The sequence below is a fragment of the Streptomyces sp. NPDC006450 genome, from assembly GCF_040612195.1.
Lineage (GTDB): Bacteria > Actinomycetota > Actinomycetes > Streptomycetales > Streptomycetaceae > Streptomyces.
On the sequence record NZ_JBEXPT010000135.1, the window covers coordinates 1 to 16978 of the forward strand.

The window sequence follows — 16978 nt, forward strand, 5'->3', positions numbered from 1 at the left end:
GTGAGGGAGGTCAGCCCGGAGGCCACCGCGGCGAGCTGGTCGGCCCGGTCGCGGGGGAAGCCCTCGGACATGGCCAGAAGGAGGCCGTCGGCGGAGACCACCACGGTGTGGGACACCCCCGGGGTGTTGTCCACGAAGTTCGTGATCAACCAGTTCAGGTTTTGTGCCGCCTGGCTCATCGAACTCAACTATCGCTCCTGCTGGTAAGTGGGGTCGATGTGGTAACTGCCGGTGGCCGGGCCGGTGGTGCCGGCCTGCCGACCCTGCTGGATACCGCGTCGGAGGTTGGTGAGACGCCCGCGGACGTCGTCCGGGGAGCGCGAAACCTGGGGGCCGGCCTGTGCTTCGGCCTGCTGCTGCGCGGTGCCGGCCACGAGGTTCGCCCGCGGGACCCGGCGGGGCAGCCCCGACGTGGTGATGCCGCCGGCGGCGGGCTGGCGCACGCGCTCGGCCTGCCGCATCAGCTCGTCGTTCGGCGAGGAGCGCCAGCTGACGGTCGGCACGGCGCCGGTGGCCGTCGGCGCGGGCTCGGCCGGAGCCTGCTCCTGGCCGCGCTGCGGCAGCTGGGGCTGCTGCGGGCGCTGGGGGGAGGCGGGAGCGGGAGCGGGAGCCGCCGGAGCGGACTGCTGCGCCTGCTGGGGCACCGCCGGCGCCTGCGCGGAGGCCTGGGCGGCCTCCTGGCGGAACCAGTTCGACTCCAGCGTGTCGAAGATCGGGCTGCGGCCCTCGCCGGTGCCCGCCCCCGCCGGGGGCAGCGCCTCCGGACGGGGTGCCTGCGGCAGCCGCGGAGCCTCCGCGCGCGGAGTCGGCGCGGGGGCGTAGTTGCCCTGGGGCTGCGCGGCCTGGCCGGGCTGGGCGTATCCGCCGACACCGGGGCCGCCGGGCCGCTGGGCCTGGAAGTCCTGGCGGGCGAACTGGCCGGTGGAGGCCGGGTCACCGAGGTCGGGACGGGCGAACTGGCCCGTGGCGCCGTTGTCGTAGCCGCCGGCCTGCGGGGCCGGGGCGTCGAAGTCGGGGCGGGGGAACTCGGACGTGGAACCGGGACCCGACAGCTCGTCGTGGCCGCGCGGAACGTCGTGCCCGCGCTGGCCCGCGCCCCAACTGGTGGTCTGCGGCATCGCGGCGGGTCCGCCACCCGCGCCCGGGAGCTCCGGACGGGGCGCGCCACCGCGCGGCGGCAGCTGCGGCCGGGGGCCGCGGGCGGCCGGGCCGCCGGCCTGCTGCTGACCCTGCTGCTGCGGAGCCTGCTGCTGGGGCTGCTGCGGGCGCTCGAAGCCGTTGCCCTGCGGGAAGCCGCCGGGACCGGACGCCGTGGGGGCGCCCACCGGACGGGCCTGCGGACCGCCGAAGCCGCCCGGGCCGCCGGGACCGGAGACCGGACCGCGGCCGGGCTGCGGAGCACCCGAACCGAAGGCGCTCTGGGTCTGGCCGCCGGGGCCCTGCTGCTGCGGGGGCCGTCCGCCCTGCGGGCCGGGGCCCTGGGGCAGACCGCCGGGGGCGCCGTCGCGGCCCGGAAGGGCCGTGCGCTGGCTGCCGGCGGAAACCTGGCCGCGCTGCGGGGCGGCGCCCACGGGGGGACGCGCGCCGGGACCGGGGACCGAGCCCTGCGCCTGGCCACCCGGACCGCCCTGACCGGGAGTGCCGGGGGATCCCTGACCGCCCTGGCCGGGCATCGGACCCGGCTTCTTGCCGCCCTGGGCGACGTCCACCGGCAGCATGACGAGGGCCGTCGTACCGCCCGAGTCGGAGGGGCGGAGCTGGATGCGGATGCCGTGTCGCAGGGACAGGCGGCCGACCACGAACAGGCCCATGCGGCGGGAGACGGAGACGTCCACGGTCGGCGGCGACGCGAGCCGCTCGTTGATCGCGGCGAGGTCCTCGGGGGAGAGGCCGATACCGGTGTCGTGGATCTCGACGAGCACGCGGCCGTCGGGCAGCGCGTGCCCGGTGACCTTGACCTTGGTCTGCGGGGAGGAGAACGAGGTGGCGTTCTCCAGCAGCTCGGCGAGGAGGTGCACGAGGTCGTTGACGACGCGGCCGGCGACGTCGGTGCCGGGCACCGACGAGAGTTCGATGCGCTCGTACTGCTCCACCTCGGACGCCGCGGCACGGAGCACGTCGACGAGCGGGACGGGGCGGGTCCACCGGCGGCCCGGCTCCTCGCCCGCGAGGACGAGGAGGTTTTCGCCGTTACGGCGCATGCGGGTCGCGAGGTGGTCGAGCTTGAAGAGCGAGGAGAGCTGGTCCGGGTCGGCCTCGCGCGACTCCAGCTCGGAGATGAGCGAGAGCTGGCGCTGGATGAGGCCCTGCGAACGGCGCGAGAGGTTGGTGAACATCGCGTTGACGTTGCCTCGCAGGAGGGCCTGCTCGGCGGCTAGGCGGACGGCCTCGCGGTGCACGTCGTCGAAGGCCGCGGCCACCTGGCCGATCTCGTCGCGGGTGTGCAGACCGACGGACTCCACCGTCGTGTCCACGTCCTGCGGGTCGGACTCGGAGAGCTGCTTGACGAGCTCGGGCAGCCGGTCCTGGGCGACGCGGGTCGCGGTGTCCTGGAGGCGGCGCAGGGAGCGGATCATCGAGCGGGCCATGACGAAGGCGCCGACGAGGGAGACACCGAGGACGAGGAGGATCAGCGCACCGTTGATGAGCGCGTCGCGCTGCGACTCGTTCTTGAGCTCGCGGGCCTTCTGCTCCATGTCCTCGAGCAGGGTGAGCTCGATGACCTTCATGGCCTGGAGCTTGACGTCGTCCGCGTCGTACCAGTCCATCCAGGAGCGGTTCTTCTCCTTGGCGAACTGGTCCTTGTTGCCGAGGACGCGGCGGGCGTAGTGGTCCGCGGTGGCGATTTCCTGGTTGCCGTCGCCGAGCGCCGCGAGGAGCTCCTCGGGCTTGCCCTGGTAGACGAGCTCGAAGGTCTTCCTCGCCTGCTCCTCGCTGCTCTGCGCGGAGCGGGCGTACAGCCGGTCGTTCTCGGTGAGGTTGCCGGCCTGAGCGGGGTCGGCGGGGAGCGCGGCAGCGATGATCGCGCGCTGGATGGAGGCGTACTCCTTGGCGGAGGAGAACGCGGCCAGGGCGCGGGTGCGCTTGATCATCTCGGGGTTCGAGGTGGCCTGGGCCATGTCCTGCGAGAGCGAGAGCAGCGAGACGACCAGCGCGTTGTACTCGGTGACGGTCTGCTGGGCACCGTTCTGGTACGCGTTCTTGCGGATCTCTTCGAGGTTGTTGAGCCCGTGTGCGATCTGCAGGATGTTGTTGCGGATCGACCGGAGCGTCTCGTCGTTGCCCTCGGCGACGTCGACCTTGTCGGTCGCGGCGGCGAAGGCCCTGACGGCGGAGTCGGTCGAGTCGCGGACGCCCTTGACCAGGGTGGTGGGCTTGCCCGACTTGTCGACGGACAGCGGGCCGGCGGAGTTGTCACGCTCGGCCTGGAGCATGGCGGCCAGGTTGGTGGCCTGGCGCGTCATCGTCGTCAGCAGCTGCATGTGCTCCAGCTGCGCGATGTCGTTGAGCGAGTCGTTGATGCGGAAGCCACCGAGAGTGGTGGCGGCGACGACCGGCAGGGTCAGCAGCGACACCAGTCGCGTACTGATGCGCCAGTTCTGCATGGCGAGGCGGGAACCGGACCCACGGGTGGTCTGGGGTATCGCGACGTCGCGGCCGCCCGACTCGTCGTCGGCCTTGGAACCGCCCTTGGGCTTGGCGCGGCCCTTGGACTTCACCGCGGCGGAGCCGTCGGGGCCTCCGCTCTCGACAGCCGGCCCGCGGTTCTGGGCGTGCTGGGGCGAGGAGCCACGGTCGGTCCCGCCGCGCGGGTCCTGCTCCGGCGCGGCGTCCCCACGGCCCTGACGGGCCTGGGGAGACCCCTTGTCATCCCTCTTGAATCGTCCCTGCACTAGCGTCGCAACCTCTGGACCAGGCGTCCCGCCGGGCGACCGGTGGGACGGTGTCGAGTCGTGGGGCAATGCGCCCCATGGTGGTCGTCGGTGACCGGCGCGTCTCCCTCTCCGTTGCCGCCGCGCTCGGCGCTGTCTCGCGCCACCTGCGCGCCGGCTGATTCCCGCGGCGGTCCCGCGAATTCCAGCACAGAGGCGGATCTCCAACAAGGTGCGAGTCCCGCCCCGGGCCGTCGGTCACTTCCGGTGACGCGTGCGCTACCCGTGGTGCGTGCCAATTCATACGGAATCGGACTTACGCCGCCCAAACCTCGCGCCCGGCATGCTGTCCCAGTCGCGATGATCGGGAGCGGAATGACGCATTCAGTAGCGCAATGTCCGTTTTGTGGGGTCGAATTGACTGACCGTTATGCCCGTAATGCCTGGCCGCTGGTGAGCAAACTCACATAGCTGTGGCCATTACTTCCCGGTTCGGCGGGGGATTCAGATGTTTAGCCTTGAGCTTTACAGGGTTGCCGCGAGCGACAAGTGGCACTCCGAAGGCATCCCGGCGGCACCCGCCGCCACCATCCGACCTAGTGAGCCGAGGGCTTCGCACTCCGATGAAGACGACGATGATGTTCCGCAACATAGCCAACCCGCGCCGCACCACCCTCGCGCACCTCAAGGACGCCGAGGAGCTGCAGGCCGTGCCGGTCCCGGAGCACACCGTCGAGCTGCCGGCCCAGACCGCGAACCCGCGCCGCACCATCCTCATGGACGCGCCGGTCGCCGCCGCGCAGTAGTCCCCGCCAGAAAGCCGCGCGAAGCGTCGGCCCCCACCGCGTTAGCCTGGAGTCCGCAGACTCCAGCCAGCGGAAATACAGAGGGGCAGACGCAACACGTGCGCATCGCCAGGTTCTCGATCGACGGCAATGTCGCGTTCGGCGCGGTCGAGGGCAGCACTGCCCCCGGCGCCGAAGGTGAGCTCGTCCTCGACATCATCAAGGGCATCCCGTTCGCGGACTTCGAGCTCTCGGGCACGAAGGTCCCGCTGAGCAAGGTCCGGCTGCTGCCGCCCGTGCTCCCGAACAAGGTCGTGGCCATCGGCCGCAACTACGCGGAGCACGCGGCGGAGCTCGGGAACGAGGTCCCGGACGCCCCCATCACCTTCTTCAAGCCCTCCACCTCGGTGGTCGGCCCGGGCGACCCGATCGCGTACCCGTCCTTCTCCCAGGACCTCCACCACGAGGCGGAGCTCGCCGTGGTCATCGGCCGCATGTGCCGCGAGGTCCCGCGCGAGCGCGTCAAGGACGTCATCCTCGGCTACACCTGCGCCAACGACGTCACCGCGCGCGACGTCCAGCAGCGCGAGAAGCAGTGGGCCCGCGCCAAGGGCTTCGACAGCTCCTGCCCCCTCGGCCCCTGGATCGAGACGGACCTCGACCCCAGCGACCTGACCATCCAGTGCACCGTCAACGGCGAACAGCGCCAGCTCGGCCGCACCAGCGAGATGGTCCGCTCCATCGAGGACCTGATCGTGCACATCACCGAGGCCATGACGCTGCTCCCGGGCGACGTCATCCTCACGGGGACCCCGGCCGGAGTCGGCCCCCTGAACGTCGGCGACGAGGTCGCCGTCACCATCGAAGGCATCGGCACTCTCACCAACAAGGTGATCAAGCGTGGCTAACGCGACCCCCCGCGTACGTTTCTGTCCGTCCCCGACCGGCAACCCCCACGTGGGTCTGGTCCGCACGGCCCTCTTCAACTGGGCGTTCGCCCGCCACCACGGCGGTACGTTCGTCTTCCGCATCGAGGACACCGACGCGGCCCGCGACTCCGAGGAGTCCTACGGCCAGCTGCTCGACTCGCTGCGCTGGCTCGGCTTCACCTGGGACGAGGGCCCAGAGGTCGGCGGCCCGCACGCCCCGTACCGCCAGTCCGAGCGCATGGACATCTACAAGGATGTCGCGCAGAAGCTCCTCGACGGCGGCTACGCGTACCACTGCTACTGCACCACCGAGGAGCTCGACGCCCGTCGCGCGGCCGCCCGCGCCGCCGGCAAGCCCTCCGGCTACGACGGCCACTGCCGCGAGCTGACCACCGTGCAGGTCGAGGCGTACCAGGGCGAGCACCGCGCCTCCATCGTCCGCTTCCGGATGCCCGACGAGCCGATCACCTTCACGGACCTGGTCCGCGGAGAGCTGACCTTCACCCCGGACAACGTGCCGGACTTCGGCATCGTCCGGGCCAACGGCGCCCCGCTGTACACGCTGGTCAACCCGGTCGACGACGCGCTGATGGAGATCACGCACGTCCTGCGCGGCGAGGACCTGCTGTCCTCCACCCCCCGCCAGATCGCCCTGTACAAGGCGCTGATCGAGCTGGGCATCGCCAAGACCACCCCCGCCTTCGGCCACCTGCCGTACGTGATGGGCGAGGGCAACAAGAAGCTCTCCAAGCGCGACCCCGAGGCCTCGCTCAACCTGTACCGCGAGCGCGGCTTCCTCCCCGAGGGCCTGCTGAACTACCTCTCGCTGCTCGGCTGGTCCTTCTCCAAGGACCAGGACATCTTCTCGATCGAGGAGATGGTGGAGAAGTTCGACATCCCGGACGTCAACGCCAACCCGGCGCGCTTCGACCTCAAGAAGGCCGAGTCGATCAACGGCGACCACATCCGCCTCCTGGACCCGAAGGCCTTCGCGGACGCCTGCGCCCCGTGGCTGCGGGCCCCGCACGCCAACTGGGCGCCCGAGGACTTCGACGCCGCCGCCTGGGAGCGCATCGCGCCGTACGCCCAGACCCGCGTCACGGTCCTGTCGGACATCACGGCCAACGTCGACTTCCTGTTCCTGAAGGAGCCGGTCGAGGACCAGGCCTCGTGGGACAAGGCGATGAAGGGCGAGCCCGCGGCCCTCCTCACCACGGCCCGCGAGAACCTCGCCGCCGCGGACTGGTCGGACCCCGAGTCGCTCAAGCAGGCGGTCCTCACCGCCGGCGAGGCCCACGGCCTCAAGCTCGGCAAGGCCCAGGCCCCGGTGCGCGTCGCCGTCACCGGCCGCACGATCGGCCTGCCCCTCTTCGAGTCCCTCGAAATCCTGGGCAAGGACCGCTCCCTGTCCCGCATCGACGCCACGCTGGCCAAGCTCACCGCCGCGTAAGCCTCGCCCGTACGTCCCTCGGGGGCGGCAGCTCCGCAAAGGGCTGCCGCCCCCGAGGCGTTCCGCGTAGGGTCGGCCGCATGGCGATCCGTGCGGTGCTGTGGGACATCGACGACACCCTTTTCGACTACACCGGGGCCGACCGGGCCGGGCTCGCGGCGCACCTGGCCGCCGAGGGGCTCGCGGAGCGGTACGGGGCTCCGCGCGAGGCGCTCGCGCTGTGGCGGCGGATCACCGACCGGCACTGGGAGCGGTTCGCGGCCGGGGAGGGCACCTTCCAGGGGCAGCGCAGGGACCGGGTGCGGGAGTTCCTCGGGGAGCCCGCGATGAGCGACGCACAGGCCGACGACTGGTTCGGGCGGTACGTGGAGCACTACACGGCCGCCTGGGAGCTCTTCCCCGACGTGGTCCCCGCCCTGGACGCCCTGGCCGACTGCTACCGGCACGGGGTGCTCTCCAACTCCTCCGTGGCCAACCAGGACCCCAAGCTGCGCCACCTCGGCCTGCGCGAGCGCTTCGAGGTCCTCGTGTGCGCCGTGGAGCTGGGCGTCAGCAAGCCCGAGGCCCGCGCCTTCCTCGCGGCGTGTGCCGAGATGGGGCTGGAGCCGGGGGAGGTGGTCTACGTGGGGGATCAGCCGGAGATCGACGCGCGCGGCGCCCGTGACGCCGGGCTGACGGCCGTGTGGCTCGACCGCGACGGATCGCGCGGCCCCGGGCCCGAAGGAGTGCACCGGATCGCCGGACTCGACCGGCTCCCGCAGCTGCTGGCCGGGGATACCCGTTTTGGAGCACGGTCAGGCATCCGGTAATGTTCTTTCTGCGCCGCCCGAGCGGGCCGAAAGGCCGGGCCGGAGGCGCTAACCGAACGAAAGCCCCTCAGGGTCTTGCGTTTTGGTGGGCTATAGTGTAATTGGCAACACGAGGGTTTCTGGTTCCCTTATTCTAGGTTCGAGTCCTGGTAGCCCAGCGCAGTTCAGTAGTGACGCAGTGCTTGCCCCCGTTGTGTAGCGGCCTAGCACGCCGCCCTCTCAAGGCGGTAGCGCCGGTTCGAATCCGGTCGGGGGTACAGATCCTTCCCGCGAGATCTCCAGGGTCGCACCCGGATGTTTTGATGCAGGATCGCTAGGGCCCCCGTTGTGTAGCGGCCTAGCACGCCGCCCTCTCAAGGCGGTAGCGCCGGTTCGAATCCGGTCGGGGGTACGGTGTCTAGCTGGTCTAGACCTTTGGGCTATAGTGTAATTGGCAACACGAGAGTTTCTGGTTCTCTTATTCTAGGTTCGAGTCCTGGTAGCCCAGCGCAGTACCGCAGTAACAGCTAGCCCCCGTTGTGTAGCGGCCTAGCACGCCGCCCTCTCAAGGCGGTAGCGCCGGTTCGAATCCGGTCGGGGGTACGCACAGAAGAGGCCCTCCGCGTTCATCGCGGAGGGCCTCTTCGCTGTTTCCGGACCGGGTGGAGGAAGTAGTACGGGCCCGGCGGCGCGTGTGCGGACGTGTGCGGCGTCTCACGCGCCCCCGGGCCCGGGGGGAACAGGGGTAAGGGATCAGCTGGAGCGGCGCAGGGCCTCGGTCAGCCGGGCGGCCGCGTCGATGACGGCCTGGGCGTGCATGCGCCCCGGGTGGCGGGTCAGGCGCTCGATCGGCCCGGAGACCGATACGGAGGCCACCACGCGGTTCGAGGGGCCGCGCACCGGCGCCGAGACGGAGGCCACGCCGGGCTCCCGCTCGCCGATCGACTGCGCCCAGCCGCGACGCCGTACGCCCGAGAGCGCCGTCGCCGTGAAGCGTGCCCCCTGCAGGCCGCGGTGGAGCCGCTCGGGCTCCTCCCAGGCCATCAGGATCTGCGCGGCCGAGCCGGCCTTCATCGGGAGCGTGGAGCCCACCGGGACGGTGTCCCGCAGGCCCGACAGCCGCTCGGCGGCCGCCACGCAGATGCGCATGTCGCCCTGACGCCGGTAGAGCTGCGCGCTCTCGCCCGTAACGTCCCGGAGGTGGGTGAGCACCGGTCCGGCCGTGGCCAGCAGGCGGTCCTCGCCGGCCGCGGCGGCGAGCTCCGCCAGCCGCGGTCCGAGGATGAACCGGCCCTGCATGTCCCTCGCCACCATCCGGTGGTGTTCCAAAGCCACGGCAAGGCGATGTGCCGTGGGTCGTGCGAGCCCTGTCGCCGCGACCAGCCCGGCGAGGGTGGCCGGACCGGACTCCAGTGCGCTCAATACCAGAGCTGCCTTGTCGAGAACGCCGACGCCGCTAGAGTTGTCCATGAAACGATATTCGCGTCTCACACTGTGAAACGCAAGTTCAATTTTTCCAAGAACCAGCGAGTCTGTATGTGCGGGTCCACGAACCACTGGGTCCGAGCCGTCGTCCGGGACGTGGGGTACGGGCGATCAGGCGCACGAGATCTCTATCAAGCGCCGGCACAACCGGCCGGCCGGAGGGAAAGCGATGGGTAGGACACTCGCGGAGAAGGTCTGGGACGACCATGTCGTCCGGCGCGCCGAAGGCGAGCCCGACCTCCTCTTCATCGATCTGCACCTGCTGCACGAGGTGACCAGCCCGCAGGCCTTCGAAGGGCTGCGCCAGGCCGGCCGCAAGGTCCGACGCCTCGACCTCACCATCGCGACCGAGGACCACAACACCCCCACCATCGACATCGACAAGCCGATCGCGGACCCGGTCTCCCGGGCCCAGCTGGAGACGCTGCGGTCGAACTGCGCCGAGTTCGGCGTGCGCCTGCACTCGCTGGGCGACGTCGAGCAGGGCGTCGTCCACGTCGTGGGACCGCAGCTGGGTCTGACCCAGCCGGGCACCACCGTGGTCTGCGGCGACTCGCACACCTCCACGCACGGCGCCTTCGGCGCGCTGGCGTTCGGCATCGGCACCAGCCAGGTCGAGCACGTGCTGGCGACCCAGACGCTGCCGCTGGCCCGCCCCAAGACGATGGCGATCACCGTCACGGGCGCGCTGGCGGAGGGCGTCACCGCCAAGGACCTGATCCTGGCGATCATCGCCAGGATCGGCACCGGCGGCGGCCAGGGCTACATCCTGGAGTACCGCGGCGAGGCCGTCGAGAAGCTCTCGATGGAAGCCCGCATGACCATCTGCAACATGTCGATCGAGGCCGGCGCCCGCGCGGGCATGATCGCCCCCGACCAGACCACCTTCGACTACCTGGAGGGCCGCGACCACGCCCCCACGGGCGAGGACTGGGACGCGGCGGTCGCGTACTGGAAGACCCTGCGCACCGACGAGGACGCCGTCTTCGACGCCGAGGTGGTCATCGACGGCACCACGCTGGCGCCGTTCGTCACCTGGGGCACCAACCCCGGCCAGGGCGCGCCCCTGTCGGCCAACGTCCCCGACCCGGCTTCGTACGAGGACGCTTCGGAGCGCCACGCCGCCGAAAAGGCCCTGGAGTACATGGGGTTGACCGCCGGCCAGCCGCTGCGCGACATCAAGGTCGACACCGTCTTCGTAGGTTCCTGCACCAACGGCCGCATCGAGGACCTGCGCGCCGTCGCCGGGATCATCGAGGGCCGCAAAGTCGCCGAAGGCGTACGGATGCTGGTCGTCCCGGGCTCGGTCCGCGTCGCCCTGCAGGCCGTGTCGGAGGGTCTGGACAAGGTCTTCAAGGAGGCCGGCGCCGAATGGCGGCACGCGGGCTGCTCGATGTGTCTGGGCATGAACCCCGACCAACTGGCCCCCGGTGAGCGCTCCGCGTCCACCTCCAACCGCAACTTCGAGGGCCGGCAGGGCAAGGGCGGGCGCACCCACCTGGTGTCCCCGCAGGTGGCCGCCGCCACCGCGGTGCTGGGCCACCTGGCCTCGCCCGCCGACCTGGCCGGGTCGACCGCCGCTACCGCGCCTGCAGGAGTCTGAGAACCATGGAAGCCTTCACCACCCACACCGGCCGGGCCGTCCCGCTGCGCCGCAGCAACGTCGACACCGACCAGATCATCCCGGCCCACTGGCTGAAGAAGATCACCCGCGACGGTTTCGAGGACGGACTCTTCGAGGCCTGGCGCAAGGACCCGGAGTTCGTCACCAACCGCCCCGAGCGCGCCGGCGCGACCGTGCTGGTCGCCGGTCCCGACTTCGGCACCGGTTCCTCGCGCGAGCACGCCGTCTGGGCCCTGCAGAACTTCGGCTTCAAGACGGTCATCTCCTCCCGCTTCGCCGACATCTTCCGCGGCAACTCGCTGAAGAACGGTCTGCTGACCGTGGTCCTGCCGCAGGAGACCGTCGAGCAGCTGTGGAAGCTGACCGAGGCCGACCCCACCGCCGAGATCACGGTCGACCTGGTCGACCGCCAGGTCCGAGCCGAAGGCGTCGTCGCGGAGTTCGAGCTCGACGACAACGCCCGCTGGCGTCTCCTGGAGGGGCTGGACGACATCTCGCTCACCCTTCAGAACGAAGCGGACATCGCCACGTACGAAAGCATCCGACCGGCCTTCAAGCCCCGCACGATTCAGGCGTGATTCCGGCCTGAGCAGCGCTTATTCGCCTTTGGGTGATCACATAGGCAACACTGTGCCCCCTGCCATCCGGCAGGGGGCACAGTCGTGTGTTGAGGCCCCGTGAGGCGACAACTCGCCCCAGATGGCACAATCTGTGCATGGAACGCGACAGTCAACTTGAGCTCTACGGACTTGTCGCCGACCGATTGAAAGAAGCACACACAAGGGTGCGCACACTGCAAGTCCCGGAGGGCGTAAGGATGGCGCTGTCCCGGAAGCTGTTGGTCGTCACGGCCGTGGCGAAGCATGATCTCGCCGACGCGGCAAGGCGCCTGGACAGGTTGATGAAGGACCTCGACGAGGGTCGATTCCCTGAAGGCGACTGATGCGAAGGAACTCCGTAACGGCCTACAACGTTGCGGCACTAGGGTGATAAGCCCGTTTCGTGTTTGATTTGCGGTATATATCCGCCTAACGTGCGAAATAAGCTTGAACACATTCGTTCTGGCGAAGTCTCCGAAGGGGAAGACGTTGAACAAGGCGCAGCTCGTAGAAGCGATTGCCGACAAGCTGGGCGGCCGTCAGCAGGCCGCGGACGCCGTCGACGCGGTACTGGACGCCATCGTCCGCGCGACCGTCGGGGGCGACCGGGTCTCGGTCACGGGCTTCGGCTCGTTCGAGAAGGTCGACCGCCCGGCCCGCTACGCCCGCAACCCCCAGACGGGTGAGCGCGTCCGGGTCAAGAAGACCTCTGTTCCCCGCTTCCGCGCGGGCCAGGGCTTCAAGGACCTGGTCAGCGGCACCAAGAAGCTGCCCAAGGGCGGCGAGGTATCGGTGAAGAAGGCGCCCAAGGGCAGCCTCACCGGTGGCGCTTCGGCGACGGTCAAGAAGGCCGCCGCGAAGAAGGCCGCACCCGCCAAGAAGGCGGCTGCAGCGGCCAAGACCACGGTCGCGAAGAAGACCACGGCCAAGAAGGTCACCGCCACCGCCAAGAAGACGGTCGCCAAGACCGCCGTGGCGAAGAAGGCCGCCCCCGCGGCCAAGAAGGCCACGGTCAAGAAGGCCGCGGCGACGGCGAAGAAGACCACCGCCACCGCGAAGAAGACCGCCCCGGCGGCCAAGAAGGCCACCGCTGCGACGAAGGCGCCCGCCAAGAAGACGGCGACGCGCAAGGCCACCGCGAAGAAGACCACGGCCCGCAAGACCAAGTAGGGCAACGAGTCACACACGCCGGGCCGGTTTCCCCACGGCGGGGAAGCCGGCCCGCGGTGCGTCGGAACGGCGGAGGTCCGGTGGCCGCGTGCGTCCCGCGGGGCGACGAGTCCGGCAGGGCCGGTGGGCGGTAGGGCTCGGTGGGCCGTGACGCCCGGGGGTCAGAAGGTCTGCAGGGTGACCAGGGTGATGCGCAGGCCCGCACCCTCGCCGTCCGTCTCGATGCGGACCCGCTGCCCGGGACGCAGCAGCCGCAGGCCGCCCGCGTCGAACGCCGGGGCCTCGAAGGGCACCGGGGTGCCGTCGTCCAGCAGCACACTGCCGCTGCGGGTCTGGGAGTCGTACGTGTACGCGGTCGCCTGCATACGGGCACTGTATCGGGCCGTATGACGCCCCACGCCGAGGGCCAGTGCCGTGCGCAGATCCGCCCCCGTGTCCACGTCCCGGCGGATGCTCTCGACGCCGGAGAGGGACATTTCCACCGCACCCGAGGCCGAATGCCGGGCCCGCGACGGGCCGCCGAACGAGGGCGCCAATTCCACGTCCGGAGCAGCGGAAAGCAAGGTAGTCCCGATTCCCGCCGCATCCGCCAGAAATGCCCGGGGAAATGCCGAAGCGGTATCGAGCACGCGTAGCAATTCGGGTGGCCGCAGTGCCGGCAGATCCGCGTTCATGGCGGCCACGGCCGCCCCCGGCCTGCCCGCCCGTATCTCCCGCGCCCCGTGGGCCAGCGCCGCGTTGAGCCCGGCCGCGGGGGAGTCCGGCACGATCCGGGCCCCCAGCCGCGCCAGTTCCGCCCCGGCCGCCGGATCGTCCGTGACGACCACCACATCCGCGACCGCCGCGCAGGCCAGCGCCCCCGCGACGGTGTCCAGCGCGAACGCCAGGGCGAGCCCCGGACGGGACGCTCCCACGGCCACCGCGAGGCGGCTCTTGGCCAGCGCGAGCGGCTTCAGCGGGACCACCAGACTCCAGACGGCGTTCGTGACGGACCCCTTCCCTCCGGCACGCTCGCGCGCCGCTCAGACCATGTGCGGGTCATGGCCAGGTCATGCGGAGCCCCATTGTCACCTCATGCCGGGCGACCCGGGGCCTGGTGCGGGTGTCCGGGGCGTACGGTGTTCTCGACAGAGACCGGACCCGGGGCCACACTTGTCCGCCCCGGGGTGCCCAAGCCGCGCACCGGTCCTAGAGGAAGGTGTCCGAGTGTCCCGCCGCAGAATCGGCTTCTGGTACCGCCTTGCGGCGGCCATCGCGAAACCGCCGCTGGTAGTGCTCTTCAGGCGGGACTGGCGGGGAATGGAACACATTCCGACCGAGGGCGGATTTATCACCGCCGTCAATCACAACTCGTATCTGGACCCGCTGTCCTACGCGCACTTCCAGTACAACACCGGCCGGGTGCCCCGATTGCTCGGCAAGGCGGCCCTCTTCGAGGTCCCCATTGTCGGAGCGATCCTGCGCGGCTCCGGCCAGATCCCGGTCTACCGGGAGTCCACCAACGCCCTGGACGCATTCCGGGCCGCCGTGGACGCGATCGAGCGCGGCGAATGCGTGGCCTTTTACCCGGAAGGCACCCTCACCCGGGACCCGGACATGTGGCCGATGGCCGGCAAGACCGGCGCCGCCCGCGTGGCGCTGATGACCAGGGCCCCCGTCATTCCGGTGGCCCAGTGGGGTGCGAATCTCGCGATGCCGCCCTACGCCAAGGAGAACAAGGTCAGCCTGTTCCCGCGCAAAACCCTCCAGGTCCTCGCCGGGCCGCCCGTGGACCTCTCCGCGTACTACGACCGGGAACCCACCCCGGACGTGCTCAGGGAGGCCACGGAAGTCATCATGGCGGCCATCACCGGGCTGCTGGAGGAACTGCGGGGCGAGAGCGCGCCCCCGCAGCCGTACGACCATCGCAACGCCAGGGCGGAACAGCGGCGCAAGGCCGCAGGGGAGGGCAACAAGTGACACGTCCCGTGAAGGCAGCCGTATTCGGAACCGGCTCCTGGGGCACGGCCTTCGCCATGGTCCTCGCCGACGCCGGCTGCGAGGTGGTCCTGTGGGGCCGCCGCCAGGAGCTCGCCGACGCCGTCAACAGCGGCCGGACCAACCCGGACTACCTGCCCGGCGTGGAACTCCCCGCGAACATCCGCGCCACCACCGACCCGGCCGAGGCCGCGCGCGGAGCCGACTTCACGGTCCTCGCGGTCCCCTCGCAGACCCTGCGCGGCAACCTCGCGGACTGGGCACCGCTGCTGGCCCCCGACACCGTCCTCGTCTCCCTGATGAAGGGCGTCGAACTCGGCACCGCCAAGCGGATGAGCGAGGTCATCGAGGAGGTGGCCAAGGTCCCCGCCGGCCGTGTCGCCGTCGTCACCGGCCCCAACCTGGCCCGCGAGATCGCCGCCCGGCAGCCCGCCGCCTCCGTGGTGGCCTGTGTGGACGAAGCCGTCGCCCAGCGCCTCCAGGCCGCCTGCCACACCCCGTACTTCCGCCCGTACACGAGCACCGACGTCATCGGCTGCGAGCTCGGCGGCGCCGTGAAGAACGTCATCGGCCTCGCCGTCGGCATCGCGGACGGCATGGGCCTCGGCGACAACACCAAGGGCTCGCTCATCACCCGCGGCCTCGCCGAAGCCACCCGCCTGGGCCTGGCGATGGGCGCCGACCCGCTCACCTTCTCGGGCCTCGCGGGCCTCGGCGACCTCGTCGCCACCTGCTCCTCGCCGCTCTCCAGGAACCACACCTTCGGCACCAACCTCGGCCGCGGGATGACCCTGGAGGAGACCATCGCGGTCACCAAACAGACCGCCGAGGGCGTCAAGTCCTGCCAGTCCGTGGCCGATCTGGCCCGCCGCCACGGAGTGGACATGCCGATCACCGACACGGTCGTCGACATCGTCCACCACGGCAAGCCCACCCTGGTCGCGCTCAAGGAACTCATGGGGCGCAGCGCCAAACCGGAACGGCGCTGACTGCTTTCCGGACGCATGAGCGGGTACTCTCGTGGCGATATGAGCAGCGAGAACCTCCCCCAGACCCCTGAGCAGCAGGGCCGCAAGCCCCGCGTGGCCGTCGTGTTCGGCGGCCGCAGCTCGGAACACGCCATCTCGGTCGTCACCGCGGGCGCCGTCCTGCGCTCCATCGACCGCTCCAAGTACGAGGTGCTGCCCATCGGCATCACCACGGACGGCCGGTGGGCGCTGACCGCCGACGAGCCCGCCCGGATGGCCATCTCCGACGGCCGGCTCCCCGACGTGGGGCAGCTCGCCGAATCGGAGGACGGCGCCGTCGTGCTCTCCGTCGACCCGGCCAGCCGCGAGGTCCTCTACACCGAGCCAGGCGCCGTCCCCAAGGCGCTGGGCGAGGTCGACGTGGTCTTCCCCGTCCTGCACGGCCCGTACGGCGAGGACGGCACCCTCCAGGGCCTCCTGGAGCTCTCCGGCATCCCGTACGTCGGCTCGGGCGTCCTCGCCTCGGCCGTCGGCCAGGACAAGGACTACATGAAGCGGGTCTTCACGTCCTTCGGACTGCGCGTCGGCCCGTACGTGACCATCCGCCCCCGTGAGTGGGAGAACGACCGCGAGGGCGCCCTCGCGCGCATCGAGGAGTTCGCCGGCGAGCACGGCTGGCCGCTGTTCATCAAGCCCGCCCGCGCGGGATCCTCGATCGGCATCACCAAGGTCGACGAGCCCTCCGCACTGGACGCCGCGATCCACGAGGCCCGCCGCCACGACCCGAAGTTCATCGTGGAGGCGCTGCTGCGCGGCCGCGAGATCGAGTGCGGGGTCCTGGAGTTCGAGGACGGTCCCCGCGCGAGCGTGCCCGCCGAGATCCCGCCGGTCTCCAGCCACGACTTCTACGACTTCGAGGCCAAGTACATCGACTCCGCCTCCGGACTCGTGCCCGCCCCGCTCACCCTGGAGCAGACCGCCGAAGTCCAGAAGCTCGCGATCGAGGCCTTCGACGCCGCGTCCTGCGAGGGCCTGGTGCGCGCCGACTTCTTCCTCACCGAGGACGGCACCTTCGTCATCAACGAGATCAACACCATGCCGGGCTTCACCCCGATCTCCATGTACCCGCGCATGTGGCAGGAGTCGGGCATCGAGTACCCGGAGCTGGTGGACCGCCTGATCCAGGCCGCCCTGCGCCGCTCCACCGGACTGCGCTAGGCACGAAGCCCCGTACGCGGACGAGGACCGGGCGGGGGGCCCGGCGGGGGGGGGGGGGGGGTTGGGCGCCGGCCGGGGGGGGGGGTGGGGGGGGGCGGGCCCCCCCCCCACGC

14 protein-coding genes, 5 tRNA genes and 1 pseudogene are annotated in these 16978 nt (G+C 70.7%); 16 read left to right on the forward strand and 4 right to left on the reverse strand.

Annotated elements, in window-relative coordinates:
• Together ABZY57_RS28040 and ABZY57_RS28045 are read right to left on the reverse strand one after the other, a co-directional pair.
• On the reverse strand, window positions 1-188 hold a 188-nt coding region (locus ABZY57_RS28040; protein ID WP_356516566.1), incomplete at its 3' end, for a roadblock/LC7 domain-containing protein.
• Window positions 189-3893: a nitrate- and nitrite sensing domain-containing protein gene (locus tag ABZY57_RS28045; protein WP_356516568.1), complete on the reverse strand. Its 3705-nt coding sequence runs from the start codon at window positions 3891-3893 to the stop codon at window positions 189-191. It abuts the gene before it with no gap.
• Between the two features lie 602 nt (window positions 3894-4495).
• On the opposite strand from ABZY57_RS28045, the gene ABZY57_RS28050 reads away from it, so the two are divergent.
• The 9 genes from ABZY57_RS28050 (at window position 4496) to ABZY57_RS28090 (ending at window position 8427) form a co-directional block, all read left to right on the forward strand.
• The gene (locus ABZY57_RS28050; protein WP_356516570.1) at window positions 4496-4678 is read left to right on the forward strand and encodes a hypothetical protein; all 183 of its coding nucleotides are present in this window, start codon (window positions 4496-4498) and stop codon (window positions 4676-4678) included.
• Between the two features lie 98 nt (window positions 4679-4776).
• A complete protein-coding gene (locus ABZY57_RS28055) occupies window positions 4777-5565 on the forward strand; it encodes a fumarylacetoacetate hydrolase family protein (RefSeq protein WP_356516572.1) in 789 nt (262 codons plus the stop codon).
• Window positions 5558-7036 (forward strand): glutamate--tRNA ligase, encoded by a 1479-nt coding sequence (gltX, locus tag ABZY57_RS28060; protein WP_356516574.1) that lies wholly within the window; start codon window positions 5558-5560, stop codon window positions 7034-7036. The genes ABZY57_RS28055 and gltX overlap by 8 nt, the downstream gene beginning before the upstream one ends.
• 80 nt (window positions 7037-7116) lie before the next feature.
• Window positions 7117-7845 (forward strand): HAD family hydrolase, encoded by a 729-nt coding sequence (locus ABZY57_RS28065; RefSeq protein ID WP_356516576.1) that lies wholly within the window; start codon window positions 7117-7119, stop codon window positions 7843-7845.
• A gap of 86 nt (window positions 7846-7931) precedes the next feature.
• Window positions 7932-8003 (forward strand) — tRNA-Gln (locus tag ABZY57_RS28070).
• A gap of 26 nt (window positions 8004-8029) precedes the next feature.
• Window positions 8030-8102: transfer RNA gene (locus ABZY57_RS28075), tRNA-Glu, on the forward strand.
• Window positions 8103-8163: 61 nt separating this feature from the next.
• Window positions 8164-8236: transfer RNA gene (locus tag ABZY57_RS28080), tRNA-Glu, on the forward strand.
• Between the two features lie 24 nt (window positions 8237-8260).
• Window positions 8261-8332: transfer RNA gene (locus tag ABZY57_RS28085), tRNA-Gln, on the forward strand.
• A 22-nt stretch (window positions 8333-8354) separates the two neighbouring features.
• Window positions 8355-8427, forward strand: a tRNA-Glu gene (locus ABZY57_RS28090).
• 150 nt (window positions 8428-8577) lie between these two features.
• Here ABZY57_RS28090 and ndgR read toward each other — a convergent pair.
• Complete coding sequence (gene ndgR / locus ABZY57_RS28095) at window positions 8578-9294, reverse strand: IclR family transcriptional regulator NdgR (RefSeq protein WP_112450208.1); 717 nt, start codon at window positions 9292-9294, stop codon at window positions 8578-8580.
• 184 nt (window positions 9295-9478) lie between these two features.
• On the opposite strand from ndgR, the gene leuC reads away from it, so the two are divergent.
• The 4 genes from leuC to ABZY57_RS28115 all read left to right on the forward strand — a co-directional run bounded on the left by leuC (window position 9479) and on the right by ABZY57_RS28115 (window position 12702).
• On the forward strand, window positions 9479-10912 hold the full coding sequence (gene leuC / locus ABZY57_RS28100) for a 3-isopropylmalate dehydratase large subunit (protein WP_356516578.1): 1434 nt from the start codon (window positions 9479-9481) through the stop codon (window positions 10910-10912).
• Between the two features lie 5 nt (window positions 10913-10917).
• Window positions 10918-11511, forward strand: coding sequence for a 3-isopropylmalate dehydratase small subunit (gene leuD, locus ABZY57_RS28105; protein WP_356516580.1), 594 nt, complete (start codon window positions 10918-10920; stop codon window positions 11509-11511).
• A 137-nt stretch (window positions 11512-11648) separates the two neighbouring features.
• Window positions 11649-11876 (forward strand): hypothetical protein, encoded by a 228-nt coding sequence (locus ABZY57_RS28110; RefSeq protein ID WP_243337737.1) that lies wholly within the window; start codon window positions 11649-11651, stop codon window positions 11874-11876.
• Window positions 11877-12021: 145 nt separating this feature from the next.
• Window positions 12022-12702, forward strand: coding sequence for an HU family DNA-binding protein (locus ABZY57_RS28115; RefSeq protein ID WP_266881319.1), 681 nt, complete (start codon window positions 12022-12024; stop codon window positions 12700-12702).
• Between the two features lie 380 nt (window positions 12703-13082).
• Here the strand turns inward: ABZY57_RS28115 and cofC are convergent.
• A pseudogene (cofC, locus tag ABZY57_RS28120) lies at window positions 13083-13670 on the reverse strand (2-phospho-L-lactate guanylyltransferase); the annotation flags it as partial.
• A 238-nt stretch (window positions 13671-13908) separates the two neighbouring features.
• Here cofC and ABZY57_RS28125 point away from each other — a divergent pair.
• The 3 genes from ABZY57_RS28125 to ABZY57_RS28135 are packed head-to-tail and all read left to right on the forward strand — an operon-like array spanning window position 13909 to window position 16865.
• On the forward strand, window positions 13909-14661 hold the full coding sequence (locus ABZY57_RS28125) for a lysophospholipid acyltransferase family protein (RefSeq protein WP_356516583.1): 753 nt from the start codon (window positions 13909-13911) through the stop codon (window positions 14659-14661).
• Window positions 14658-15668, forward strand: a complete 1011-nt coding sequence (locus ABZY57_RS28130; RefSeq protein ID WP_356516585.1) for an NAD(P)H-dependent glycerol-3-phosphate dehydrogenase — start codon at window positions 14658-14660, stop codon at window positions 15666-15668. The genes ABZY57_RS28125 and ABZY57_RS28130 overlap by 4 nt, the downstream gene beginning before the upstream one ends.
• Window positions 15669-15707: 39 nt before the next feature.
• The gene (locus ABZY57_RS28135) at window positions 15708-16865 is read left to right on the forward strand and encodes a D-alanine--D-alanine ligase family protein (protein WP_356516587.1); all 1158 of its coding nucleotides are present in this window, start codon (window positions 15708-15710) and stop codon (window positions 16863-16865) included.
• Window positions 16866-16978 lie beyond the last annotated feature (113 nt).